The following is a 23,009-nucleotide window of genomic DNA, read 5'->3' as shown; positions in this document are numbered from 1 at the left end:
GCCGCGCGGCGGATGACAGGTCCGGGAGGGGAAGCACCCGCGGCTTCTCCCACCCCTCTCCTCGTCCGCCGACTCCCACCGGCGCATCACATCACGTCATGATCCACCAGCGGGATCACGTCGAGGACATGGCCTGGGAGCCCTCGGGCGGGGCGGTGGAGCCGCGTACGACCAGTTCGGTGGCGAGTTCGACGTGGTGGGAGTCGACCGGCTCGCCCGCCGCCAGGCGCAGGGCCGTGCGTACCGCGACGCCGCCCATCTCCCGCAGCGGCTGGCGCACGGTGGTCAGCGGGGGCGAGGCCATGCGGGCGACCTGGGTGTCGTCGAAGCCGACGATGCTGAGGTCCTCGGGCACGCGCAGCCCTCGCGCCCTGGCCGCCTCCAGCACGCCGAGCGCGATGTCGTCGCAGCCGGTGAAGATGGCCGTGGGGGGCTCGGGCAGGTCGAACAGGGCCGCGCCGCCCGTCACACCCTCCTGATACTGGAAGTGCCCCTCCCGCACGTGACTCGGGGGGACCGGAGCGTCCGCGGCCTCCATGGCGGCGCGGTAGCCGTGGAGCCGGGCCTGGTTGCAGGCGGCGGTGGCCGGGCCGCCGAGATAGGCGATGCGCCGGTGGCCGAGTTCGAGCAGGTGCCGCGTCGCGGCCAGGCCCCCGGCGAAGTTCGTCGAGCCGACGCTGGTGACCCCCCTGGTCTGCGGCAGGTTCAGCGGGTCGATCACGACCAGCGGCAGCCTCGCGCGAGACAGGGCGGCGAGCTGCTCGGCGGTCAGGTCGCTGGTGATGGCGATCACGGCCCGCCGCCCGGCCGTGGCCAGGCCGCGCGCCCAGGCGGCGGTGCGGTCGGTGGTCGTCCGGATGCTCACCACGATCGCCGCGTCGGCCTCGGCCCCGGCCCGCACCGCGCCCTGGACGATCTCGGTCGAGTACGGGTTGAGGTCGGCGTCGAGCTCCACCTCGATCGTGGCCGGCACGGTCACGTCGCCCCGGCGGCGCTGCGGCGGCGCGACGTAGTCGTGCTGTTCCAGCAACGACTCCACGAGGGAGCGGGTCACCGGGGAGACGTCACCCCGGCCGTTGAGCACCTTCGACACGGTCGCGACCGACACTCCCGCCGAGGCCGCGACCGTGGCCAGCGTGGTCCGTCTAGGACTGGCCGGCATCTGTTTCTCCCTGCTGTGTGGCGGATGGGCCCGGTAGCGGTTCCACGTCCACGTGGGTGACCAGCCGGCGGCCCTGCCCGACATGCCGCAGCGGGCCGGTCAATCGTACGCGGCCCCGGCAGGGCAGGTCGGACGCCGACGCGCCCACGAACACCTCCAGATCCCCCGGTTCGACGACGCGCCGCAGGTCGCGCCCGGTGAACGCGGTCCGGTCGGCGGGCACGGTGAAGGTCGCCAGGGCGCTCGCGCCGGGCTCCAGCCGGACCCGGGCGAACCCGGTGAGCTGCCGCACCGGCCGGGTGACCTGGGCGAGCACATCGTGCAGGAAGAGCTGGACGACCTCCTCGCCCGCCCGGCCCCCGGTGTTGCGCACGCGCACCGACACGGTGAACTCGCCGTCGGTGGGCACCTCGGCGTCGCTGATCCGCAAGGAGTCGATCGCGAAGGTGGTGTACGAGGCGCCGTGCCCGAACGGGAACAGCGGGGTCGGGTCGAGGTTGCTGATGCCGTGGCTGTCGGCACCCAGCGGCGGCTGCAGGTAGGTGCCCGGCTGCCCGCCGGGACCGCGCGGGATCTGCACCGGCAGCTTCCCGCTGGGCTGCACCCGGCCGGACAGGACCCCGGCGACGGCCGCCCCGCCCTCCTCGCCGGGCATGAACGCCTGGACGAGCGCGGCGGCCGTCCCGGACACGTCGCCCAGCGCGTACGGGCGGCCCGAGACGACGACCACCACGACCGGCGTGCCGGTGGCGGCCAGCTCGGCCAGCAGATCCTCCTGCGCGCCGGGCAGCCGCAGGTCCTCGGCGTCGCAGCCCTCGCCCGACGTACCCAGCCCGAACATCCCCGCCAGGTCGCCGACGACGGCCACGCAGACGTCGGACTCGCGGGCCGCCCGGAGCGCGGCGGCGAAGCCGGAGCGGTCGTCGCCCCGCACGTCGCAGCCCCGCTCGTGGACCAGCTCGGCGTCGGGCAGCTCGGCCCGCAGCGCGTCGAGCAGGCTGGGTGCGTCCACGCCGAGCCCGAGCTCCGGGTGGCGGGGCAGCACGTGGTTGGGGAAGGCGTAGCAGCCCATGAAGGTGCGCGGGTCGTCGGCGCAGGGACCGACCACGGCCACCCTGCGCGGCTCGGGACGCCCCTCGCCGAGCAGCGGCAGCGCGGTGCCCGCGTCGAGCAGCACGATCGACCGCTCGGCCAGTTCCCGGGCCAGTGCCCGGTTGTCCGGCGAGTCCAGCTCCACGGCCCCCGCCCCGGCCACCGACCTCTCCGGCGTCCAGTCCGGGTCCAGCAGCCCGAGCTCCACCTTCTGCGTGAGCAGGCGCCGGGCGGCCCGGTCGACCAGGAACTCCGGCAGCTCACCCCGCCGCACCCGTTCGGCGAGGTGCTGGCCGAAGCCGAGCGTGTCGGGCAGCTCGACGTCGATGCCCGCGGCCAGCGCCTGCGCCCCGGCCTCGTCGACGTCCGCGGCGACCTGATGCGCCGTCGCGAGGAACGGGATCGACCAGTAGTCGGACACCACCGTCCCGGTGAAGCCCCACTCGTCGCGCAGCAGGTCCGTCAGCAGCCACGAGTCGGCCGCGGCGGGAACGCCGTCCACGTCGGAGTAGGAGTTCATGACCGAACGCGCGCCGCCCTCGACGATGGCGGTCTCGAACGTCGGCAGGATCATGTCCATCAGCTCGCGCCGGCCCATCGGCACCGGGCCGTGGTTGCGGGCGGCCCGGGAGGCGGAGTATCCGGCGAAGTGCTTGAGCGTGGCGATGATCCCGGCGCTTTCGAGGCCGCGCACGTAGGCCGCGCCGAGCATCGAGACGAGGTACGGATCCTCGCCCATGGTCTCCTCGACCCGGCCCCAGCGGTAGTCGCGCACCACGTCCAGCACCGGCGACAGGCCCTGGTGGACGCCCACGGCGCGCATGTCGCGCCCGATGGCGGCGGCCATCCGCTCCACCAGGTCCGGGTCGAACGTCGCGCCCCAGGCGATGGCCGCCGGGTAGACGGTCGCGCCGTAGGTGGTGAAACCGGTCAGGCACTCCTCGTGGACCAACGCCGGGATGCCGAGCCGGGAGTGCTTCACCACCTCCGACTGCAGCCGCACCACCTCCGCCGTGCCCTCCGCGACGGTCACCGGGGCACTGCCGAACACCCGCGTCAGGTGGCCGAGCCCGTGGCGGATCGTCTCCTCGAAGGACACCCTCGCCGAGGCCGCGAAGACGTCCTGCATCGGGGCCACGTTCGCCGACCCCGCGGCATTCTCGTCGGGCTCCGCGTCCTGGTCGGCCCGCATGGTGTTGCCGGGCCACTGGCTGCCGAGCTGGCCGATCTTCTCCTCAAGGGTCATCTCCGCAAGGAGGGCGTCGACCCGGTCGGCCACGGGGAGTGCCGGGTCCAGCCACGGGCGGAGGATCCGGCCCGCCGCGGAGGTCCCATCTAGCGCCGTCATCTGCTCTCCTCAAGAAAAAACCCGTTCCCGCAACTGTCCGAAATCTTTCGGAGTATTGCGGCAGCTCTGCTCGCATCCTGGCACATACGAGGTGACCAGGAAAAGTCCAGATGAGAGTACTTTGTCCGCCTCACGCACGAAGCCCGCGCCGATATGGGGCCACCCCTTGACAGGCAAGTAGTGGAAATCTAAATTGACGTGCCACGCGGTCTGTTTCGGAAATGTTTCGACATCCCGGGCGTAACGAGAACGAACGCCCGGCGGCGAAGGCGCTGATCCACGACCGACGGCCACCGCCACTGATGTTTCACACGGAGCCGCGCCCAGCCTCGGCATTCGACATACGGAGATCAGCGTGGAGTCAACGACACCATCCCGCCGCACCTTCCTCGCCCTCTCGATGGGCATCCCCCTGGGAGCCGCGCTGGCGGCCTGCGGCACGTCCGGTCCCGCCCCGGCGGGCGGGGGCGCGAGCGGCGGAAGCGGCGGGAACGCCGCGAACAAGGCCAGCTACTGGTTCCTGTCGGTCCAGCCGCAGGAGGGGGTGCGCACCAGGGCCGTGGAGCGCTTCAACAAGGCCAACCCCAACGGGCAGATCGAGTTCACGGCCATGCAGAACGACGCCTACAAGACGAAGATCAAGACGGCGATCGGGGCGGGCCAGGCCCCCACCATCATCTGGGGCTGGGGCGGCGGAACCCTGCGCACGTACGTGCAGGCCGGCCAGGTCGAGGACCTCACCTCCTGGTTCGAGCAGAACTCCGCCGTGAAGGACCGGCTGTTCGCCTCCTCCTTCGGGGCGGCCACGATCGACGGCAAGATCTACGCGATGCCGGCCGAGACCATGCAGCCCATCGTCCTGTACTACAACAAGAAGATCTTCGAGCAGGTCGGTGTGGAGCCGCCGGAGTCGTGGGGCGACATCATGGCCCTGGTCCCCAAGTTCAACGCCGCCGGCATCGCCCCGTTCTCCCTCGGCGGCCAGTCCCGCTGGACGAACATGATGTGGCTGGAGTTCCTCTTCGACCGCATCGGCGGCCCCGAGGTGTTCCAGGCCGTGTTCGACGCCAAGAAGGACGCCTGGTCACACCCCGCCGCCATCGAGGCCCTGACCAAGATCCAGGACCTCGTCAAGGCGGACGGGTTCATCAAGGGCTTCTCCTCGATCACGGCCGACTCCAACGCCGACCAGGCCCTGCTGTACACCGGCAAGGCCGCGATGATGCTGCACGGCGGCTGGACGTACGGCGCCATGTCGGCCGACGGCGGCGACTTCGTCTCCGGCGGCCACCTCGGCTACATGAACTTCCCGCCGGTCGAGGGCGGCAAGGGCGACCCGAGCAACACCGTCGGCAACCCCGGCCAGTACCTGTCGATCTCCTCCAAGGCGACCCCCGAGCAGAAGGAGATCGCCAAGAAGTTCTTCGCGACCGCCGTGCTCAACGACGAGGACGTCAAGGAGTGGGCGGGCACCGGCGCGGTGCCGATCGTCAACGGCGCCGACAGCGCGTTCGCCGGCACCAAGGACGAGGCCTTCCTGAAGTTCGTCTACGGCATCGCCAGCAACGCCAAGTCGTTCGCCCAGTCCTGGGACCAGGCGCTCAGCCCCACCGCGGCCGAGGCGCTGCTGGACAACATCGCCAAGCTGTTCCAGCTGTCGATCACGCCGGAGCAGTTCGTGTCCAACATGAACGCGGTCATCGGCAGTTGAGCGCGTTCGCCACCCCCGCACGGAGAAGGACGCCGCCGGCCGCCGCGCGAGGAACCCGAGGCGGCGTCCTCCCGTGGCTGGCCGTGCCGGCCCTGGCGGTCTTCGTCGCCTTCGGGGTGATTCCGCTGGTCGGGGTCCTGTTCCTCAGCTTCACGTCCTGGGACGGACTCGGCGACATCCAGATGTCCGGGTTCACGAGCTGGCAGGCCGTGCTCGGCGATCCCGGCCTCCTGCACGCGCTGTGGGTGACGCTGCTGGTGATGGCCGTCTCCTGGGCGGTCCAGACGCCGCTCAGCATCCTGATCGGGGTGTTCCTGGCCGGGCAGCAGCGCTACCGCTCGCTGCTGGCGGTGCTGTACTTCATCCCGCTGCTGCTCAGCTCGGCCGCCATCGCGATCGCCTACAAGGCGCTGCTCGACCCGAACTTCGGGCTCGGCGCCGGGCTGGGCATCGATCTGCTCGTGCAGGACTGGCTCGGCGAGCCCGTCCTCGCCTTCAGCACCGTGATCTTCGTGGTGTCGTGGCAGTTCATCCCCTTCCACTCGCTGATCTACCAGGGCGGCGTGCGGCAGATCCCGCGCTCCATGTACGAGGCCGCCGAGATAGACGGCGCGGGCCGCCTCCGCAAGTTCTTCAGCATCACGCTGCCGCAGCTCAAGTACACGATCATCACGTCCTCCACCCTCATGGTCGTCGGGTCCCTGACCTTCTTCGACCTGATCTTCGTGCTGACCGCGGGCGGTCCCGGCGACGCCACCAGGGTGCTCGCCCTGGACATGTACAAGCGCGGGTTCCAGGCCAACCTCATGGGACCGGCCAGTGCCATCGCCGTCATCCTCGTCCTCGTGGGCCTCGCCCTGGCGTTGCTCCTGCGCAGGCTCGGCGGCCGCGACGCCAACGCCAGCCAGATGGAAGGGGCCTGACCATGGGTGCGACCCAGACGACGGGGCCCAAGCGGGCCACCGCGGCCGGACCGGAGACCCACCGGCACCGGCGCCGGCCGCAGGCGGGCGGGCGGACCCGGGCGCTCGGCGAGCGCCCCAACTGGCTGGGCGGGGTCACGGGCTGGCTGTGGCTGGCGATCGTGATCGTGCCGATCTACTGGATCGTCATCACCAGCTTCAAGGCGCAGAGCAGCTACTACGCCACCAACCCGCTGGCACCGCCCACCGAGCCGACCCTCGACAACTACCGGCTGGTCGTCGAGTCCGACTTCCCGCTGTACTTCCTCAACAGCCTCATCGTGACCGTCGGCGCGGTCGTCCCGGCGGTCGCGATCTCGTTCATGGCGGCGTACGCGATCGTCCGCGGCAGTTCCTTCCGCTTCCTGCGCGGGGTGAACGCGCTCTTTCTCATGGGCCTGGCCATCCCGTTGCAGGCGACCATCATCCCGATCTACCTGATCATCATCCGGCTGCAGCTCTACGACTCGCTGACGGGGCTGATCCTCCCGTCGATCGCCTTCTCGATCCCGCTGTCGGTGCTGGTCCTGACCAACTTCATCCGTGACGTGCCCAAGGAGCTGTTCGAGTCGATGCGGCTGGACGGCGCGGGCGAGCTGGCGACACTCTGGCGCCTGGCGTTGCCGCTCACCATGCCGGCCGTGGTGACGGTGACGATCTACAACGCGCTGACGATCTGGAACGGGTTCCTGCTGCCGCTGATCCTCACCCAGAGTCCCGACAAGCGCACGCTGCCGCTCGCGCTGTGGACCTTCCAGGGGCAGTACAGCGTGAACGTGCCGGCGGTGCTCGCCTCCGTGGTGCTGACCACGCTCCCCATCCTGGTCCTGTACGTGGTCGGCCGCCGCCAGCTGCTCAGCGGCCTGACGGCCGGTTTCGGCAAGTGACCGAACCCCGCCGATCACCCCGCGGCGCCGAACGCCCCCGGCCGTTTCCCGACGGCCAGGGGCGTTCGGCGCCGCGTTCCCATCACTGCCCGGCCAGGCCGGTGTGGGCGACGCCGCGGATGATCTGGCGCTGGAAGAGCACGAAGATGATGAGCAGCGGCAGGCCGGCCAGGACCACGGAGGCCATGATCTGCGCGTAGCGCACGCCGAAGGTGCCCTGCACCACGTTGGCCAGGCCCACCGGCAGGGTCATCGTGTTCGGGTCGGTGGAGACCAGGAACGGCCACAGGAAGTTGTTCCAGGTCGTGATGAACGTGAAGATCGCCACCGCGGCGAGCACCGGCCGCGAGAGCGGGAGCACGATGGTGAAGAACACCCGCCAGCGGCCGGCCCCGTCGACGAACGCGGCCTGTTCCAGCTCCGGCGGCACGGCCTGGAAGAACTTGTAGAGGATGTACACGATGACGGGCGCGGCGACCTGCGGCAGGATGACGCCCCACCAGGTGTCGACCAGTCCCAGCGCGACCATCTCGGCGAACAGCGGGGCGATCAGCACCTGCGGGGGAACCATGATCCCCGCGAGGATCGCGGCGAGCAGCACGCGCCGCCCCCGGAACTGGGTGCGCGCGAAGCCGTACGCCGCCATCGCCGAGAACAGCACGGTCAGGAACGTCACGATGACCGCGGTGACGGTGGAGTTGATCGCCCACTTGACGATGCCGCCGGTGCCCAGGACCAGGCTGTAGGCGTCAAGGGTGACCTCGCTGCCGACCCACTGCAGCGGGATCTTGTTGGTGTCGGCCTCGGGCTTGAGCGAGGTGGCGACCGCCCAGGCGAGGGGCGCGAGCCAGACCACGGCGAGCGCCCCGGTGACGGCCAGCAGGATGAGCCGGCCGGGGCTGAACCTCTTGGTCATCGAAGAGACTCCTCGCGCTTGCGGAACAGCCGTAGCTGCACCAGGGACACGGCGACGATCAGGATGAAAAGGATGTAGGAGACGGCCGAGGCGTAGCCGACGCGGTACCCCGTGAAGCCGATGTCGTAGGCGTACTCGATGATCGGGCGGGTGGAGTTCTCCGGGCCTCCGCCGGTCATCAGATAGATCTGGTCGAAGACCTTCAGCGAGGCCAGCAGCTGCAGCACCACGATGAGGCCGGTGGTGCGGCGGAGCAGCGGCAGCGTGATCGAGCGCAGCTTGTCCCAGGCCGAGGCGCCGTCGATCGAGGCGGCCTCGTAGAGCTGCTCGGGGATGCTCTGCAGCGCGGCCAGATAGAGCAGGAAGTTGAAGCCGACCGTCCACCAGACGGTGGTCATCACGACCGACCACATCGCCAGGCTCGGATCGCCCAGCCAGAGGGTGTCGGTCCCGAAGGTCCCGTTCAGCAGGCCGAAGTTGGGCTGGTAGATCATCTGCTGCCAGAGCAGCGAGACCACCGCGGAGGGCAGCAGGAACGGCGCGAAGAACGACAGCCGCCACAGCCAGCGCATGAAGCGCAGGTTGTGCACCAGCAGGGCGAACACCAGCCCCAGGACGACCAGCGGCACGGTGCTCAGCGCGGTGAACAGCACGGTGTTCCACAGGGAGCGCCACATCCTGGGGTCGGCGAACGCCTCGGCGTAGTTCGCGAAGCCGACGAACCCGGCGTTGGTCCCGGCGATGTTGACGCTGGTCAGGCTCATCCTCAGGCCCAGCAGCAGCGGCCAGACCAGGAAGGCCACGTAGACCACGAGGAAGGGCGCGACGAACAGCAGCCCGTGCTGGCTCCAGCGGCGTACCACCCCGGTCTCCGTGGCCGGCGAGGCGGTGGCGGGGGCTGCGACGGTGGTCGTCATCGGGGCTCCTCGGGGAAGGGGTTGGGGGCCTCCATGAGTCCGCGCAGGGCGGCCTTGGCCAGGGCCAGACCCTCCTCGGGCGTGCGTGTTCCGGCGATCACCGGGGAGAACGCCTCACCGAACTCGATCCACAGCCTCGACGCCGACCCGGTGAACCACACCTGCGGGTCGAGCGCCACCTCGGTGATGACCGAGCGGTACTCCGACTGCGGGCTCAGCGACAGGTACTCCGGCTCCTCCAGTGCGGGAAGGTACGCGGGCACGTGACCGGCCACCGCCCAGTCGGCGCTGTTCTTGACCAGGTAGGCGATGAACCGGTAGGTCTCCCGCTCGATCCGCGGATCGCGGGAGCGCTGGTGGGGCACGACGAAGACGTGGCAGTCGGCCTGGGCCGAGGCGCCGCCGAAGACCGAGGGGAAGCGTGTCATGTTGAACGGCGTCTTCGCCAGCTTGAACGTCGTGGTCTCCCAGTCGCCGTTCCACAGGAAGGCCGCGTCGCCGCTCTGGAAGGCGGCGACCGACGAGGCGTAGTCGGTGGTGGGGTCGCACAGCCCCTCCGTGCCCAGCGTGCGCATGAAGGAGAGCGCCTCCAGCGCCTTGGCGTCGTCGATCGTGATCGTGGCGCCGTCGTCCGACAGGAGGGTGCCGCCGCTCTGGGGGTACAGCGACCACCACACCCGCCACGGCCCCACCGTCCCGAGGCCGAGCGCGTCGAAGGCCAGCGGAGGCTTGCCGCCGAGGGCGTCCCTGGCCTTGCGCAGTGACTCCAGCAACTGGTCGGGCCCCTTGGTCGGCCGCAGCTTGCCGTCGCCGCCGAGCAGCCCGGCGCGGCCGCAGACGTCGGTGTTGTAGTACTGGACCATGGGGTGGGCGTCGAACGGCACCGCGTACAGGACCCCGTCGATGTGGGCGCGCTCCCAGATGGGAGGGCTGAAGTCCTCGGGCCGCAGGCCGTTCTCGGCGAGCAGGTCGAGGTTGATCGGGTCCAGGATCAGGCCGGGGCCGATGCCGGGCAGCCGGGCGAGGTGGAAGGTCGCGAGATCGGGGGAACGGCCCCCGGCTCCCGCCATCGCGACCTTGGTGTAGAAGGCCTCGCCCCACTCGAGGACGTTCTCCTCGACGAACAGGTCGGGGTTCTCCTTGGCGAACGCGCCGACCATCTCGTTCATGATGACCCCGTCGCTCGCGCCGAGGAAGTGCCAGTACCTGATGCGGGTCCGGGAGGAGCCCAGGTCCACGGGGATGGAGCATCCGGAGCCGAGGAGCCCGAGGGCGAGAGCGCCGCCCAGCAGGTTCCTGCGGGTGATCCGGGACGGGGTCGACGGAGTCCGGGGTGGGATCGATGGGGTGTCGTCCACTGCTGTCTCCAGGGAGCGAGGCCGCGCCTCGCCGGAGAGCGCGACCGGATGGACCTAGGGGCGGATGAGACGGATCACGTTCCACGAGACGGCGGGCAGCGTGATCTCCAGGGCTCCGGCGTCGAGGCGGACCTCGGTGTTCGTACGGGGAGCCACCGTGTCCGGGGCGTCGGCGGTGTTGCGGGCGTAGGGGTCGGGGCCGGACAGCACCGTGGCCCCGGCGAGCCCCACCGGGCCGAGGGCACGCAGGTCGGCGGTGAGGGTGAGCGGCCGGTCGGTCGAGCGGTTGACGGCGAACAGCGTGGTGGCGCCGGTCTCCTCGTCGTGGGTGGCGACGGCGTCGAGGACGGCGACCTGCCCGAACCTCGCGGTCTCGTGCGTGGGGGAGTCGGGCTCGACCCGCAGCACCCGGCCCGCCGCGTACCGGGAGGCCTGGGCGAAGGGGTGGAAGGTGGTCTGCCTCCAGGCCCTGCCGCCCGGTTCGGTCATGATGGGGGCAATGACGTTGACCAGCTGGGCCAGGCAGGCGGACGTCACCCTGTCGCTGTGGCGCAGCAGTGAGATCAGCAGCCCGCCGAAGGTCACCGCGTCGGCCAGGTGGTAGTGGTCTTCGAGCAACGGCGGGGCGACCGGCCAGTCGCGCGGCGGTTCGGCGTCCTGGAAGCGGGACAGGTACCAGACGTTCCACTCGTCGAACGAGATGTTGATCTTCTTCTTGCTCCTGAGGCGGGCGCCCACGCTGTCGGCCGTCGCCACCACCGCGTCGACGAAGTGGTCCATGTCCGCCGCCGAGGCGAGGAAGCTCGCCAGGTCGCCGTCGTGCTCCTCGTAGTAGGCGTGGCAGGAGATGAGGTCCACCACGTCGTAGGTCTCCTCCAGCACGGTGGCCTCCCACGCGCCGAAGGTCGGCATGCTCGAATTGGAGCTACCGCAGGCCACGAGTTCCAGGCCCGGGTCGATCATGCGCATTGCGCGGGCGGTCCCGGCGGCCAGCCGCCCGTACTCGCGGGCGGTCCTGTGGCCGATCTGCCACGGGCCGTCCATCTCGTTGCCCAGGCACCACATCCGGACGCCGTGCGGCTCCTTGGCTCCGTGGGCGGCCCGCAGGTCCGACAGGTGGGTCCCGGACTCGATGTTGCAGTACTCCAGCAGGTCCAGCGCCTCGGCGATACCCCGGGTGCCGAGGTTGACGGCCATCATCGGCTCCACCCCGGCCCTGCGCGTCCAGGCGACGAACTCGTTCAGGCCGAACTCGTTGGTCTCCGTGCTGTGCCAGGCCGGATCGAGCCGCCGGGGCCGCCCGTCCCGGGGACCGACGCCGTCCTCCCAGCGGTATCCGGACACGAAGTTCCCGCCGGGGTAGCGGGCCGTGGTGACGCCCAGCTCGCGGGTGAGCTCCAGCACGTCACGCCGGAAGCCCTCCTCGTCGGCGGTGGGGTGGCCGGGTTCGTAGAGGCCGGTGTAGACGCACCGGCCGAGGTGCTCGACGAACGTCCCGAAGGTGCGCCGGTGAACGGGGGCCACCCCGAAGGCGGGATCGAGGGTGAGGTGCGCGGACAGCACGAAGGTCTCCTCAACATGTGACCCGCGCCGGATTTCGGCGCGAGATCGCCGGCTCGTGGATTACCCGGACGTTGAGCGGTCCAATTGTTAGCGTTAACATAAAGAAAGATCCGGCCGTTACCTGGGGTGAGTGTTAACGCTCCCACCAAGGGAGTCAAATCACGATCCGGTAACTACGGCGGATTCCCTGCTCATCACAGGTGACGTCCGACCTGTAACTTTCGCCTCCGCGAGCCCATGTCCGGACCCCCGGCCCCGAACACGCGAAGTGACCGGCCCCGGGCCCGTGCCTCCCGCTTCCGGATGCGGGCGAGCCCTTCCCAGCGAATTAAGTTAATCCTTAGGTGGCTGTTGACAGCATTACCGGCCGGGAGTCCACTTGGCTGCCAAGCACCGGACAAGGGGGTTTCGCATGCAGGTCCCGGCCCCGCTGGAATACGAGCGTGCCACCAGTGTCGACCACGCTCTCGGGCTGCTGGAGCGGCTGGGGAGCTCGGCCCGGCTCCTCGCCGGCGGCCACAGCCTGCTCCCGATGATGAAGCTCCGGCTGGCCAACCCGGAGTATCTGATCGACATCAACGATCTGCACGGCGAGCTGGGCTACATCCGGATGGAGCCCGCACGGATCCGTATCGGCGCGCTGACCCGCCACCGCGAGCTGCTCGAGTCGGACGCGCTCGCCGAGACGTTCCCGATCTTCCGTGACGCCGAACGGGTCATCGCCGATCCCGTCGTCCGCAACCGCGGCACCCTGGGCGGCTCGCTGTGCCAGGCCGACCCGTCGGAGGACCTGTCCGCTGTGTGCACCACCCTCGGGGCGAGCTGCGTGATCCGCAGCCGGACCGGCGAGCGCGTCGTGACGATGGAGGAGTTCCACCGCGGCCCCTACGAGACGGCGGTCGGGGACGGCGAGATGCTCGTCGAGATCCGCGTCCCGGTCCGGCCGAACGGATCCAGCGCCTACGAGAAGGTCGAGCGCCGCGCGGGCGACTGGGCGATCGTGTCCGCGGGCACGGCCGTCTGGCTGGACGGTGAGGTGATCGCCGACGCCCGGGTCGGCCTCGCCGCGGTGGGCCCGAACACGACGGGACTCCCCGCGGTCTCCGAGGCGCTGCGCGGGAGACGGCCGTCCGAGGACCTCTACGAGCGGGCCGGCGTCCTCGCCGCGGAGAACTGCAGCCCGGCCACCGACACGCGCGGCAGCGCCGACTACAAGCGCCACCTCGCCAAGGAACTCACCAGGCGGGCCCTGCGCCGGTCCGTCGCCCGGATCAACGAGGGGGCCTGAGGTGCGGGTTCCGATGACCGTCAACGGCGAGAGGGCCTGACGTGCGGGTTCCGATGACCGTCAACGGCGAGAGGGTCTGACATGCGGGTTCCGATGACCGTCAACGGCGAGAGGGTCTGACATGCAGGTTTCGATGACCGTCAACGGCGAGGAGGTCACCAGGGAGATCGAGGGCCGCCTGCTCCTCGTCCACTTCCTGCGTGACGACCTCGGGCTGACGGGCACCCACTGGGGCTGCGACACGAGCAACTGCGGCACCTGCGTGGTGTGGCTCGACGGCGAGCCCGTCAAGTCGTGCACCGTGCTCGCCGCGATGGCCGGCGGCCACGAGGTGCGCACGGTGGAGGACCTCGAACAGGACGGCGAGCTCGACCCGGTGCAGCGGGGATTCATGGAGTGCCACGGCCTGCAGTGCGGGTTCTGCACGCCCGGCATGATGATGACCGCGCGGGCCCTGCTCGACCGCAACCCCGACCCGTCGGCGCAGGAGATCCGCGAGGCGATCTCCGGCCAGATCTGCCGGTGCACCGGCTACGCGACCATCGTCCGTTCCGTGCAGTGGGCCGCCGCCCACGAGGCGGGCTCGCGGACTCATCCGGCGGACCCGCCGGCACCCGAGGCGGGCTCGCAGGCTCACGAGGCGGCCTCGCCGTCGACCGTCACCACCGGGACCACGTCATGACCACTGTCGACCGGCGACCGGCCTCCGAGTTCGAGGACAACGACCAGAAGCCGGTCGGCCACGGCCGGATGCTCCGCAAGGAGGACCCGCGGTTCATCCGGGGCAAGGGCCGATTCTGCGACGACGTGCAGCTGCCGGGCATGCTGCACCTCGCGATCCTCCGCTCCCCCGTCGCGCACGCCCGGATCGTGAGCATCGACACCAGCGCGGCCGAGGCGCACCCGAAGGTCAAGGCGGTCGTCACCGGAGCCGCCCTGGCCGAGAAGGGGCTGGCCTGGATGCCGACCCTCTCGGGCGACGTGCAGGCCGTGCTCGCGACGGACAAGGTCCGCTTCCAGGGACAGGAGGTCGCGTTCGTCGTGGCGGAGGACCGCTACGCGGCACGCGACGCCCTTGAGCTGATCGACGTCGAGTACGACCTCCTCGAACCGGTGATCGACGTCCGCACGGCCCTCGATCCCGGCGCGCCCCTCATCCGCGACGACCTGGACGGCAAGGACAACAACCACGTCTTCGACTGGGAGACCGGTGACGAGACGGCCACCGAGGCGGTGTTCGCGGCGGCCGACGTCGCCGTCACCCAGGACATCGTGTATCCCCGCGTGCACCCCGCGCCGATGGAGACCTGCGGGTCCGTCGCCGACTACGACCGGATCGACGGCAGGCTGACACTGTGGTCCACGACCCAGGCGCCGCACGCCCACCGCACGCTGTACGCGATCGTCGCCGGCCTGCCCGAACACAAGATCCGGGTCATCGCGCCGGACATCGGCGGCGGCTTCGGCGGCAAGGTTCCGATCTATCCCGGCTACGTCTGCTCCATCGTGGCGTCGATCGTCACCGGCAAGCCGGTGAAGTGGATGGAGGACCGCTCGGAGAACCTCATAAGCACCGGCTTCGCCCGCGACTACATCATGCGCGGCGAGATCGCGGCGACCAGGGACGGGAAGATCCTGGCCATCCGCACCAACGTGCTCGCCGACCACGGCGCCTTCAACGGTGTCGCGGCGCCGGTGAAGTATCCGGCCGGCTTCTTCGGCGTGTTCACCGGCAGCTACGACCTGCAGGCGGCCTACTGCAAGATGACGGCCGTCCACACGAACAAGGCACCGGGCGGCGTCGCCTACGCCTGCTCGTTCCGGATCACCGAAGCCGTGTATCTCGTCGAGCGCCTGGTCGACTGCCTGGCGTACGAGCTCGAGATGGACCCGGTCGAGCTGCGCATCAAGAACTTCATTCAGCCCGAGCAGTTCCCGTACCGGACCAAGACCGGCTGGGTCTACGACTCGGGTGACTACGAGCCGACCATGCGCAAGGCCATGGAGATCGCCGGCTACGACGAGCTGCGCGCGGAACAGGCCGAGAGGCGTGCCCGCGGCGAGCTGATGGGGATCGGCATCTCCTTCTTCACCGAGGCGGTCGGCGCGGGCCCGCGCAAGGACATGGACATCCTGGGGCTGGGCATGGCCGACGGGTGCGAGCTGCGCGTCCACCCGACCGGTAAGGCCGTCGTGCGCCTGTCGGTGCAGAGCCAGGGGCAGGGGCACGAGACCACCTTCGCGCAGATCGTCGCCGAGGAGATCGGCATCCCGCCCGCCGACATCGACGTCGTACACGGAGACACCGACCAGACGCCGTTCGGCCTCGGCACCTACGGCAGCCGGTCCACACCGGTGTCCGGCGCGGCGGCGGCCCTGGTGGCGCGCAAGGTGCGCGACAAGGCGCGCCTCATCGCCTCGGGAATGCTGGAGGTCTCCGTCGCCGATCTGGAGTGGCGGAAGGGGTCGTTCCACGTCAAGGGCGATCCGGCGAAGTCCGTCACGATCCAGGACATCGCGATGAGGGCGCACGGCGCGGGCGACCTGCCCGAGGGTGTCGAGGGCGGGCTGGAGGCGCAGATCTGCTACAACCCGGAGAATCTGACCTACCCGCACGGCGCCTACATCTGCGTCGTCGACATCGACCCGGGCACCGCCCAGGTCAAGGTGCGGCGGTTCGTCGCGGTGGACGACTGCGGCACCCGGATCAACCCGATGATCATCGAAGGCCAGGTGCACGGCGGTCTCACCGACGGTGTCGGCATGGCCCTGATGGAGATGATCGCCTTCGACGAGGACGGCAACTGCCTGGGCGGATCGCTCATGGACTACCTCATCCCGACCTCGCTGGAGGTTCCCGACTGGGAGACGGGGTTCACCGTGACCCCCTCGCCGCATCATCCGATCGGCGCGAAGGGCGTCGGCGAGTCGGCGACGGTCGGTTCGCCGCCGGCGATCGTCAACGCGGTCGTCGACGCGCTCAAGCCGTTCGGCATCCGCCACGCCGACATGCCGCTCACCCCCTCGAGGGTGTGGGACGCCATGCGCGGCGCACCCCAGCCGCCGATCTGACCGAATCGGAGCGTTCATGCTTTCCGGCATCTCGACGCGAATGAGGGAACTGGTCGCCGACCGCGTTCCGTTCGTCCACGCGATCGTGGTTCGCGCCCATTTCCCGACGGCGGTCAGCGCCGGCGACGACGCGATCGTCCTGCCCGACGGCTCCATCGAGGGTTTCGTCGGCGGTCAGTGCGCGGAGAGCTCCGTGCGCACGGCGGCGCTCGGCGCGCTTCAGGACGGCCGGTCCGTGCTGCTGCGCGTGCTGCCGGAGGGCGAGCTGGACTTCCCCGAGTCCCCCGGCGCCCGGGTCGTGGTGAACCCCTGCCTGTCCGGCGGCGCGCTGGAGATCTTTCTCCGGCCGTTGCTCCCGTCACCGGTGCTCTGGATCGTCGGCCGGTCGCCGATCGCCGAGGCGCTGGCCGAGCTGGCCGCGCCCCTGGACCTCACCGTACGGCGGGCGGCGGACGGGCAGGGGCCGGCGGGCGCCACCGCGGTCGTGGTGTCCAGCCACGGACGCGACGAGACCACCGCGATCCGCGCCGCGCTGGACGCCGGGGTCGGGTACGTCGGCCTGGTCGCCAGCCACCGGCGCGGTACGGCGGTGCTGGCGGAGATGGACCTGACCGAAGCCGAACGCCGGCGGATCCGTTCGCCGGTCGGGCTCCGGATCGGAGCCCGCACCGCGCACGAGATCGCCCTGTCGATCCTGGCGGAGATCATCGCCGCGATCCGCACCCAGGGTCTGACCCCGGCGGCTTCCACCTCACCCGGCGGCGGGCCCGCGGCTCCCGGCCCATCGGACGGCGGGCCCGATGCCTCCAGTTCACCGGACGGCGAGCCCGATGCCTCCAGTCCACTGGACAGCGTGCCCGGCGCTTACGGTCCATCGGGCGACAGACCCGTCGCGGGTGCGAGCGTGCAGGCCGTCGACCCGGTCTGCGGCATGACCGTGACCGTCGCTCCTGACACGCCTCACCTGACCGTCGACGGCGACGACGTGTGGTTCTGCGGCCCGGGTTGCCGCCGGCGTTACGCGGAGAAGGGACCACTGCCGCGAACCGGCACCGGGGCCGCGTCATGAACCAGACCCACACCGAGGCCGCGTCATGAACCAGACCCACACCGGGATCGCGTCGTGAATCAGATCCGTACCGGGGCCGCGTCGTGAACCAGATCTTCACCGACGCCGCCAAGGTCCAGCGACGCCTGGACGAGATGGACTACCTGGTCGACGAGGGCACCGCCTCGGCACTGTTCTTCGCGCTGACCCTCGGTCAGCCCCTGCTGCTGGAGGGCGAACCCGGCGTCGGCAAGACCACCGCGGCCAAAGCCCTGGCCCGCGCCCTGGTCACGCCCCTGATCCGGCTGCAGTGCTACGAAGGGCTGACGGCGAGCGAGGCGCTCTACGAGTGGAACTACCAGCGGCAGCTGCTCGCCATCCGGCTGGCCGAGTCGCGGCGGGACGACCTGACCGACGCCGACCTGTTCAGCGAGGAGTTTCTACAGGAACGCCCGATCCTGCGGGCCATCCGGCACAGCGGGCCGGTGCCCCCGGTGCTGCTGATCGACGAGATCGACCGTGCCGACGACGAGTTCGAGGCTTTGCTGTTCGAGTTCCTCGGCGAGTCCTCCATCACGATTCCGGAGCTCGGCACGTTCACGGCGAAACGCCGGCCGATCGTCGTCCTGACCTCCAACCGCAGCAGGGACCTGCACGACGCGCTCCGACGGCGCTGCCTGTACCACTGGATCGACTTTCCCGCGGCTGAGCGAGCCGCGGAGATCCTGCGCCGTTCGGTTCCCGCCGCGAACGAGACACTGATCCGCTCGGCCACCGACTTCATCGGCCGCGTGCGCCGGTTCGACCTCGACAAGGCACCCGGCATGGCGGAGACGATCGACTGGGTCTCCGCGCTGTCCGCGCTCGGCGCGACCGATCTGGTCCGGGACGACGTCGTCCGGACGCTGAGCACCATCGCGAAGACACCGGACGACCGCGACGCGATCACCGGCGCGCTCGACCAGGTGGGCCTTGCCCCTGGCGCGACCACCTGATCGACGGCGCGGGAATCCGACAGCACAGGGAGATCCCATGAAGATTGACAACGAGTTCACCGTCAGCGTTCCGATCGATCAGGCGTGGGCGGTGCTCACCGATCTCGAGGGCATCGCCCCGTGCATGCCGGGCGCGCAGCTGACCGGCGTGGACGGCGACGTCTACTCCGGCAAGGTGAAGATCAAGGTCGGTCCCGTCGTCTCCGAGTACGCCGGCACGGCCCGGTTCGTCGAGAAGGACGACGCGGATCATCGCGCCGTCATCGACGCCAAGGGCCGTGACTCGCGGGGGGCGGGCAATGCCTCGGCGGTCATCACCGCGCGGCTTCGGGCCGATGGCACGCGCACCGTCGTCACCGTCGACACGGACTTGAAGATCTCCGGCAAGATCGCCCAGTTCGGCAATGGAATGATCAAGGAGATCTCCGGGAAGCTGCTCGGCCAGTTCGTGGACTGCCTCGAAGGAAAGCTCAGCGCCGACGTCCCCGGGACGCCGGCCGCGACCACCGGCTCCCCTGACGGCGCTCCCGAAGCCCTGCCCGCGACCGATGGCCCCCCTGACGGCGTTCCTGAAATCCCGGCCGTGGCCACCGGCTCCCCCGCCATCGCCCGGCAGCCGGACGGCGCCGGGGAGACGCCGTCGCATCCCGCCCCGGCGCCCCGGGAAACGGGCGAGGCCGGTGCGCCGCCCCCGGGACCGGCCGGGGCCGGCACTGCGCCCGCGGGCACGGACGAACTTCTGGAAACGAACGGAACCGTTGTGGCACCTCAGGAAACCGTTGTGACGTCCCGCGAGAAAGGCGAGGTCCATGCGCCACCCCCGGGAGCGGCCGAGGCCGGTGCGCCGAGCAGGCGTGTCATCGTCTCCGAGGTCGACGCCGAGCCGCTGGACGTGATGAGCATCGCCGGCGGATCCATCTACAAGCGCGCGCTTCCGGTCATCGTCGTCCTGCTCCTCGCCGTCGCCCTCGTCGTCTACTTCGTCGTCTCGTGAAAATGTCCGGTAACCACTCCGTCCCGTCGGCGCTGTTGCCGGGGGTCGACGGCGCGGCGTTCGGCGTCGCGCTCGCGGTCCGGCTCCGGCAGCGCGGCGTGCCGGTCGGCTTCACCGCCATCGAGAACTTCATCCGTGCGCTGGAGGTGTCCCCTCCGGACTCGCTCCCGAGGCTGTACTGGACCGCCCGTATCACCCTGGTGCGGCAACGCTCGGAGATCGACGTCTTCGACGCGGTGTTCGCGGCGGTGTTCGGCGGCGTGGCACTGGCACTCGATCCGCACGCGCGCCGCCGGCCGCGGATCACCGCCTCCGGCCGCGACGACGCCTTCGCCTCCCTGCCCGCGAACTCCACGGACCGGCGGCACGGGGACGCGCTGCCCTGGGTGACGCTTCCCCCCGTGGTCGCCGACGCGGAGGCGTCGGACAGCCCGCTGGCCGTGCCCGACCGCCTGCCCAATGACATCTCCGGGCTGGCGGAGGTGCCGTTCGAACATCTCGACGCCCGGGAGATGGAACTGCTCGGCACGTGGCTGCGGTCCGCCGTGGTCGACTGGCCCACCAGGCGGAGCCGGCGGCTCGCGGCGAATCCCCGAGGCCACCGCATCGCGGTGCGGGCCACCGTACAGCGATCTCGCCGGACCGGCTGGGAGCCGCTTCACCTGGTGCGGGAGCGGGCGATCGACAAACCGCGACGCGTCGTCATGCTCTGCGACGTCAGCCAGTCCATGCAGGCGCAGGCACCGGCCTATTTTCATCTGATGCGCGCCCTGGCCCTCGCCGCCGACGCGGAGGTGTTCGCCTTCGCGACGTCGCTGACCCGGCTGACCACGGTCCTGACGCACAAGTCGGCGGCCGTCGCCATCGAGCAGGCCACGGACAAGGTCACCGACCGGTTCGGCGGAACGCGGATAGCGACCAACCTGCGGGCGCTGCTCTCCTCCCACCACGGAGGAGCGCTCCGGGGCGCCATCGTGATCATCGGCTCGGACGGCTGGGACAGCGACTCGCCGGAGGCCCTGGCGTCCGCGATGGCGCGCCTGCGCCGGCGTGCGCATCGCGTGATCTGGATGAACCCGAGAGCATCCGCCCCGGACTTCGAGCCGCGCGTCGCCAGTATGGCCGCCGCTCTCCCGTACTGCGACCGGCTGCTACCGGCGGACACCTTCCGATCCCTGCAACGTGTGATCGCTGAGATCTCGCGTGCCCGCCGGCTCCATAGCGTGACGTGAGCGGAGGGCCTGGACCGCTGTCAGGAAGGGACATTGACCGAGCCCGTACCCACCGGCCCCGCTTTCCGCATATGCGTGATCTTCAGCGGAGGTCTCGCGGGTCGACGATGACCAACACGGCAGGCCGTCGAAGTCCGGCCGCCTCGACGCGCGAAACCGGGACTAGCCGTCGACGATCACACCTCCGAGCGCGGTGCGGCCGGCCGGGGTCGCGACGAGCTCGACCGCGATGGTGTCGCGCAGGTGCGCTCCGAGGACGTCGGCGACGGCGCCGGTGACGGTTCGCACGAGCTTGGCGATGAGCTCGCCGCTGTCGGGACGGGTGAACGCCGCTTCGCGGATACCGAACATGATCACGGGTGGGGCCTCGTCGACCGGCTTGCCCCGCAGGCCCCACCGTCCGGCGGGTACGCCGTCGAGGTGGATGACCGCGACGTCGCGCGCCCACTCGCCGTACACGTCGACCACCGCGTCGGTCAGCGCGGCGATGAGGGCCGATTCGTTGCCCTCGAGCTGTGGTTCCAGGACCCGGACGGTCAGATGTGGCATCGTGGTCCTCCTGTTTGTTCTCAAATTAGCTTTAGAGTCAAAGGTAATTGGTGAGGTGCCAGATGGTCAATGACGCGGACGGCATGACGACCCAGCAGGCGGTGCGGTCCATGCTGCTGCTGATGCCCAGGCTCGTCGGGCGGGCCAAGCGGCTGCCCGTTCCGGAGCCGCTGCGGACACTCGATCTCGCGCCCCGCCACCTGTCGCTGCTGGCCTACCTGCAATACGACGGCCCTGTCACGGTGAACCGGCTGGCGGAGCGACTGGAGGTCGCCCCGACGACCGTCAGCCTCATGGTGGGCGACCTGTCTCGCCGCGGCGTCCTGATACGGGAAGAGGACGATGCCGACCGGCGGCGGCGGGTCGTCGCGATCGCACCGGAGTACGCCGAGCCGATCCGCGAGTGGCTGGCGGGCAGCGCGCTGGCGTGGGCCGAGGTCCTGGCCGACCTCACGCCGGCCGAACGCGCCACGATCGTGCGGACGATGCGTGCCTACGAGACCGCCCTGGGCAAGCGGATGCACACCTGAGGCGAAGCCGCCCGCGCCGGCACGGTGACGCCTCGCGGGGAGCGGTACCGGGATGCCCCTGACAGCCGGATCCACGGCCGTTCGAGGACACCGTGAGTGATCCTCCCCGCTGAGGATCACTCACGTGCGGAAAACGGGGCTAGCTCCAGAGGGTGACGTGAACGGAGGGGCGGAACCGGCCGACGTTGACGCCCGGTCCGCGCAGCATGGCCTGCGTGGCACGCGGGTTGGTGACGAACCGGACGAGTTCGGCCGCCGCCGACGACGCGTCGCGTTCGGCCAGGCTCAGCGCGGCCCACACCCCGTCGAGCCGGAGGGTCCGCCCGGCGATGCGAACAAGACTGCCGTTGGCCAGGTCCTGTGCCACCGCGAAGGAGACCGTCGGCGCCACGCCGTTGTTGCGCTTGACCTCCTCCAACGCCGCGGCGTGGCTCTGGAAGATCTGCTGGTGCTCCTCGGGGACGCTGATGCGACGCAGGAACGCGGGAATCACCCCGATGTCCGCCGCCGCCGACGGGCCGAGCAGCCACGTCTCCTCACGCAGTTGGTGCGGGCCGACATCGAGGTTGGCGAGCGGGTGGTCCGGACCGGACACGACGATCACCCGGTAGTTGAGGAACGTCCGGCACGCCAGCGACTCGTCCAGGTTTCCCATCTGGGGCCCGATCGCCACGTCCACCGCCCGGGCATGCAGCAGGGCGCTGAACTTCCGGGGGTCGTGCACGCTCAACTCAACGTCGAGGTCGGCGGCCCTGCCGGCGAACAGCCCGATCAGGCCGGGTGCCGCGTGCTCGGCGAACAGGCTCGACGCGGCGACGCGCAGCAGCCGCCGGCCGCGGCTCGCCTGGCTCACCTCGACGATCGTGCGCTCCTGCAGGCTGAGCATCTCCGCCGCACGGCTCGCGAGCCGCAGACCGCCGGGAGTGAAGGCGAGCCCGGACGCGGTCCGCGTGAACAGCCGGTCGTCGAACTCCTTGCGCAACTGCCCGACGTGCAACGAGACGGCGGCCTCCGACACGCCGAGCTCGACCGCCGCCTCCTTGACCGAACCGAGCCGCACCACGGCGACGAAAGCGCGCAGCTGGGTTGGTGTCACGCGTGGAACGCTACTGCAAAGATCTCCCTGCCAGTAGCGACGGCGTTGAGAAGAATGAGCACCCGAATGTGCGGTAGTGACAGCGTGAGAGGAATGAGCGCCGGAGGATGGCGATCCGGAGCGGGTCCCCCGCCTTCCAGGCCGCCGGGCGCAGGATTTTCGCGCTGGTCCGCTCCGCGCCCGGCACCGCTACGAAACCCGACAGTTCGTGCATGGCGGATCCAGTGCGGGGAGTTATATGCTGATCAAGATGAATATATCCCTCAGCAGATTGGGGGTCCCGTTCGAG

Annotated in this window: 19 protein-coding genes; 11 read left to right on the top strand and 8 right to left on the bottom strand. The window is 70.3% G+C overall.

Going from position 1 to position 23,009, the window contains the following annotated elements; translation table 11 throughout:
* Positions 1-115: 115 nt before the first annotated feature.
* Positions 116-1,162, bottom strand: a complete 1,047-nt coding sequence (locus ACSDR0_RS35795) for a LacI family DNA-binding transcriptional regulator (RefSeq protein ID WP_435293372.1) — start codon at positions 1,160-1,162, stop codon at positions 116-118.
* On the bottom strand, positions 1,146-3,602 hold the full coding sequence (locus tag ACSDR0_RS35790) for a glycoside hydrolase family 3 N-terminal domain-containing protein (protein ID WP_435293371.1): 2,457 nt from the start codon (positions 3,600-3,602) through the stop codon (positions 1,146-1,148). Before ACSDR0_RS35790 ends, ACSDR0_RS35795 begins: the two co-directional genes overlap by 17 nt.
* Positions 3,603-3,957: 355 nt before the next feature.
* On the opposite strand from ACSDR0_RS35790, the gene ACSDR0_RS35785 reads away from it, so the two are divergent.
* The 3 genes from ACSDR0_RS35785 (at position 3,958) to ACSDR0_RS35775 (ending at position 7,162) form a co-directional block, all read left to right on the top strand.
* Positions 3,958-5,313, top strand: coding sequence for an extracellular solute-binding protein (locus tag ACSDR0_RS35785; protein ID WP_435293370.1), 1,356 nt, complete (start codon positions 3,958-3,960; stop codon positions 5,311-5,313).
* 77 nt (positions 5,314-5,390) lie between these two features.
* Entirely contained in the window at positions 5,391-6,236 is an 846-nt protein-coding gene (locus ACSDR0_RS35780) for a carbohydrate ABC transporter permease (protein WP_435293390.1), read from the top strand.
* A 2-nt stretch (positions 6,237-6,238) separates the two neighbouring features.
* The gene (locus ACSDR0_RS35775; protein WP_435293369.1) at positions 6,239-7,162 is read left to right on the top strand and encodes a carbohydrate ABC transporter permease; all 924 of its coding nucleotides are present in this window, start codon (positions 6,239-6,241) and stop codon (positions 7,160-7,162) included.
* A gap of 82 nt (positions 7,163-7,244) precedes the next feature.
* Here the strand turns inward: ACSDR0_RS35775 and ACSDR0_RS35770 are convergent, their stop codons facing one another.
* Genes ACSDR0_RS35770 through ACSDR0_RS35755 form a run of 4 tightly spaced genes read right to left on the bottom strand, consistent with a single transcriptional unit; the run spans position 7,245 to position 11,916 of the window.
* Positions 7,245-8,078, bottom strand: a complete 834-nt coding sequence (locus ACSDR0_RS35770) for a carbohydrate ABC transporter permease (RefSeq protein WP_435293368.1) — start codon at positions 8,076-8,078, stop codon at positions 7,245-7,247.
* Positions 8,075-8,995: a carbohydrate ABC transporter permease gene (locus ACSDR0_RS35765; RefSeq protein WP_435293367.1), complete on the bottom strand. Its 921-nt coding sequence runs from the start codon at positions 8,993-8,995 to the stop codon at positions 8,075-8,077. Before ACSDR0_RS35765 ends, ACSDR0_RS35770 begins: the two co-directional genes overlap by 4 nt.
* Positions 8,992-10,353 (bottom strand): extracellular solute-binding protein, encoded by a 1,362-nt coding sequence (locus tag ACSDR0_RS35760; protein WP_435293366.1) that lies wholly within the window; start codon positions 10,351-10,353, stop codon positions 8,992-8,994. The genes ACSDR0_RS35765 and ACSDR0_RS35760 overlap by 4 nt, the downstream gene beginning before the upstream one ends.
* A 54-nt stretch (positions 10,354-10,407) precedes the next feature.
* A complete protein-coding gene (locus ACSDR0_RS35755; protein ID WP_435293365.1) occupies positions 10,408-11,916 on the bottom strand; it encodes an alpha-N-arabinofuranosidase in 1,509 nt (502 codons plus the stop codon).
* Between the two features lie 412 nt (positions 11,917-12,328).
* On the opposite strand from ACSDR0_RS35755, the gene ACSDR0_RS35750 reads away from it, so the two are divergent.
* From ACSDR0_RS35750 to ACSDR0_RS35720, 7 genes are all read left to right on the top strand, one after another.
* Positions 12,329-13,204 carry an FAD binding domain-containing protein gene (locus tag ACSDR0_RS35750; RefSeq protein ID WP_435293364.1) on the top strand — a complete coding sequence of 292 codons (876 nt, stop codon included), beginning with the start codon at positions 12,329-12,331 and terminating at the stop codon, positions 13,202-13,204.
* 121 nt (positions 13,205-13,325) lie between these two features.
* The gene (locus ACSDR0_RS35745; RefSeq protein ID WP_435293363.1) at positions 13,326-13,886 is read left to right on the top strand and encodes a (2Fe-2S)-binding protein; all 561 of its coding nucleotides are present in this window, start codon (positions 13,326-13,328) and stop codon (positions 13,884-13,886) included.
* On the top strand, positions 13,883-16,276 hold the full coding sequence (locus ACSDR0_RS35740) for an aerobic carbon-monoxide dehydrogenase large subunit (protein WP_435293362.1): 2,394 nt from the start codon (positions 13,883-13,885) through the stop codon (positions 16,274-16,276). Before ACSDR0_RS35745 ends, ACSDR0_RS35740 begins: the two co-directional genes overlap by 4 nt.
* Before the next feature lie 16 nt (positions 16,277-16,292).
* Positions 16,293-17,345 carry an XdhC family protein gene (locus ACSDR0_RS35735; protein ID WP_435293361.1) on the top strand — a complete coding sequence of 351 codons (1,053 nt, stop codon included), beginning with the start codon at positions 16,293-16,295 and terminating at the stop codon, positions 17,343-17,345.
* 83 nt (positions 17,346-17,428) lie between these two features.
* A complete protein-coding gene (locus ACSDR0_RS35730; RefSeq protein WP_435293360.1) occupies positions 17,429-18,319 on the top strand; it encodes an AAA family ATPase in 891 nt (296 codons plus the stop codon).
* Positions 18,320-18,356: 37 nt separating this feature from the next.
* Positions 18,357-19,313, top strand: a complete 957-nt coding sequence (locus ACSDR0_RS35725) for an SRPBCC domain-containing protein (protein WP_435293359.1) — start codon at positions 18,357-18,359, stop codon at positions 19,311-19,313.
* 2 nt (positions 19,314-19,315) lie between these two features.
* Positions 19,316-20,545: a vWA domain-containing protein gene (locus ACSDR0_RS35720; protein ID WP_435293358.1), complete on the top strand. Its 1,230-nt coding sequence runs from the start codon at positions 19,316-19,318 to the stop codon at positions 20,543-20,545.
* 162 nt (positions 20,546-20,707) lie between these two features.
* Here ACSDR0_RS35720 and ACSDR0_RS35715 read toward each other — a convergent pair whose 3' ends face one another.
* On the bottom strand, positions 20,708-21,094 hold the full coding sequence (locus ACSDR0_RS35715; RefSeq protein ID WP_435293357.1) for a tautomerase family protein: 387 nt from the start codon (positions 21,092-21,094) through the stop codon (positions 20,708-20,710).
* 62 nt (positions 21,095-21,156) lie between these two features.
* On the opposite strand from ACSDR0_RS35715, the gene ACSDR0_RS35710 reads away from it, so the two are divergent.
* Positions 21,157-21,624: a MarR family winged helix-turn-helix transcriptional regulator gene (locus ACSDR0_RS35710; RefSeq protein WP_435293356.1), complete on the top strand. Its 468-nt coding sequence runs from the start codon at positions 21,157-21,159 to the stop codon at positions 21,622-21,624.
* A gap of 139 nt (positions 21,625-21,763) precedes the next feature.
* Here the strand turns inward: ACSDR0_RS35710 and ACSDR0_RS35705 are convergent, their stop codons facing one another.
* On the bottom strand, positions 21,764-22,720 hold the full coding sequence (locus ACSDR0_RS35705; RefSeq protein WP_435293355.1) for a LysR family transcriptional regulator: 957 nt from the start codon (positions 22,718-22,720) through the stop codon (positions 21,764-21,766).
* Positions 22,721-23,009 lie beyond the last annotated feature (289 nt).

Origin of the sequence: Streptosporangium sp. G11 (genome assembly GCF_051192615.1) — a bacterium.
GTDB lineage: Bacteria > Actinomycetota > Actinomycetes > Streptosporangiales > Streptosporangiaceae > Streptosporangium.
The sequence above is the reverse complement of the archived record's forward strand: the minus strand, read 5'-3'. Positions and strand labels throughout refer to the sequence as shown.

What these genes read in the sequence shown, in the direction of transcription:
- ACSDR0_RS35795 (WP_435293372.1), bottom strand. Translation starts at nt 1,162, where the DNA reads ATGCCGGCCAGTCCTAGACGGACCACGCTGGCCACGGTCGCGGCCTCG.
- ACSDR0_RS35790 (WP_435293371.1), bottom strand. Translation starts at nt 3,602, where the DNA reads ATGACGGCGCTAGATGGGACCTCCGCGGCGGGCCGGATCCTCCGCCCG.
- ACSDR0_RS35775 (WP_435293369.1), top strand. Translation starts at nt 6,239, where the DNA reads ATGGGTGCGACCCAGACGACGGGGCCCAAGCGGGCCACCGCGGCCGGA.
- ACSDR0_RS35770 (WP_435293368.1), bottom strand. Translation starts at nt 8,078, where the DNA reads ATGACCAAGAGGTTCAGCCCCGGCCGGCTCATCCTGCTGGCCGTCACC.
- ACSDR0_RS35765 (WP_435293367.1), bottom strand. Translation starts at nt 8,995, where the DNA reads ATGACGACCACCGTCGCAGCCCCCGCCACCGCCTCGCCGGCCACGGAG.
- ACSDR0_RS35750 (WP_435293364.1), top strand. Translation starts at nt 12,329, where the DNA reads ATGCAGGTCCCGGCCCCGCTGGAATACGAGCGTGCCACCAGTGTCGAC.
- ACSDR0_RS35745 (WP_435293363.1), top strand. Translation starts at nt 13,326, where the DNA reads ATGCAGGTTTCGATGACCGTCAACGGCGAGGAGGTCACCAGGGAGATC.
- ACSDR0_RS35740 (WP_435293362.1), top strand. Translation starts at nt 13,883, where the DNA reads ATGACCACTGTCGACCGGCGACCGGCCTCCGAGTTCGAGGACAACGAC.
- ACSDR0_RS35735 (WP_435293361.1), top strand. Translation starts at nt 16,293, where the DNA reads ATGCTTTCCGGCATCTCGACGCGAATGAGGGAACTGGTCGCCGACCGC.
- ACSDR0_RS35725 (WP_435293359.1), top strand. Translation starts at nt 18,357, where the DNA reads ATGAAGATTGACAACGAGTTCACCGTCAGCGTTCCGATCGATCAGGCG.
- ACSDR0_RS35720 (WP_435293358.1), top strand. Translation starts at nt 19,316, where the DNA reads ATGTCCGGTAACCACTCCGTCCCGTCGGCGCTGTTGCCGGGGGTCGAC.
- ACSDR0_RS35715 (WP_435293357.1), bottom strand. Translation starts at nt 21,094, where the DNA reads ATGCCACATCTGACCGTCCGGGTCCTGGAACCACAGCTCGAGGGCAAC.
- ACSDR0_RS35710 (WP_435293356.1), top strand. Translation starts at nt 21,157, where the DNA reads ATGGTCAATGACGCGGACGGCATGACGACCCAGCAGGCGGTGCGGTCC.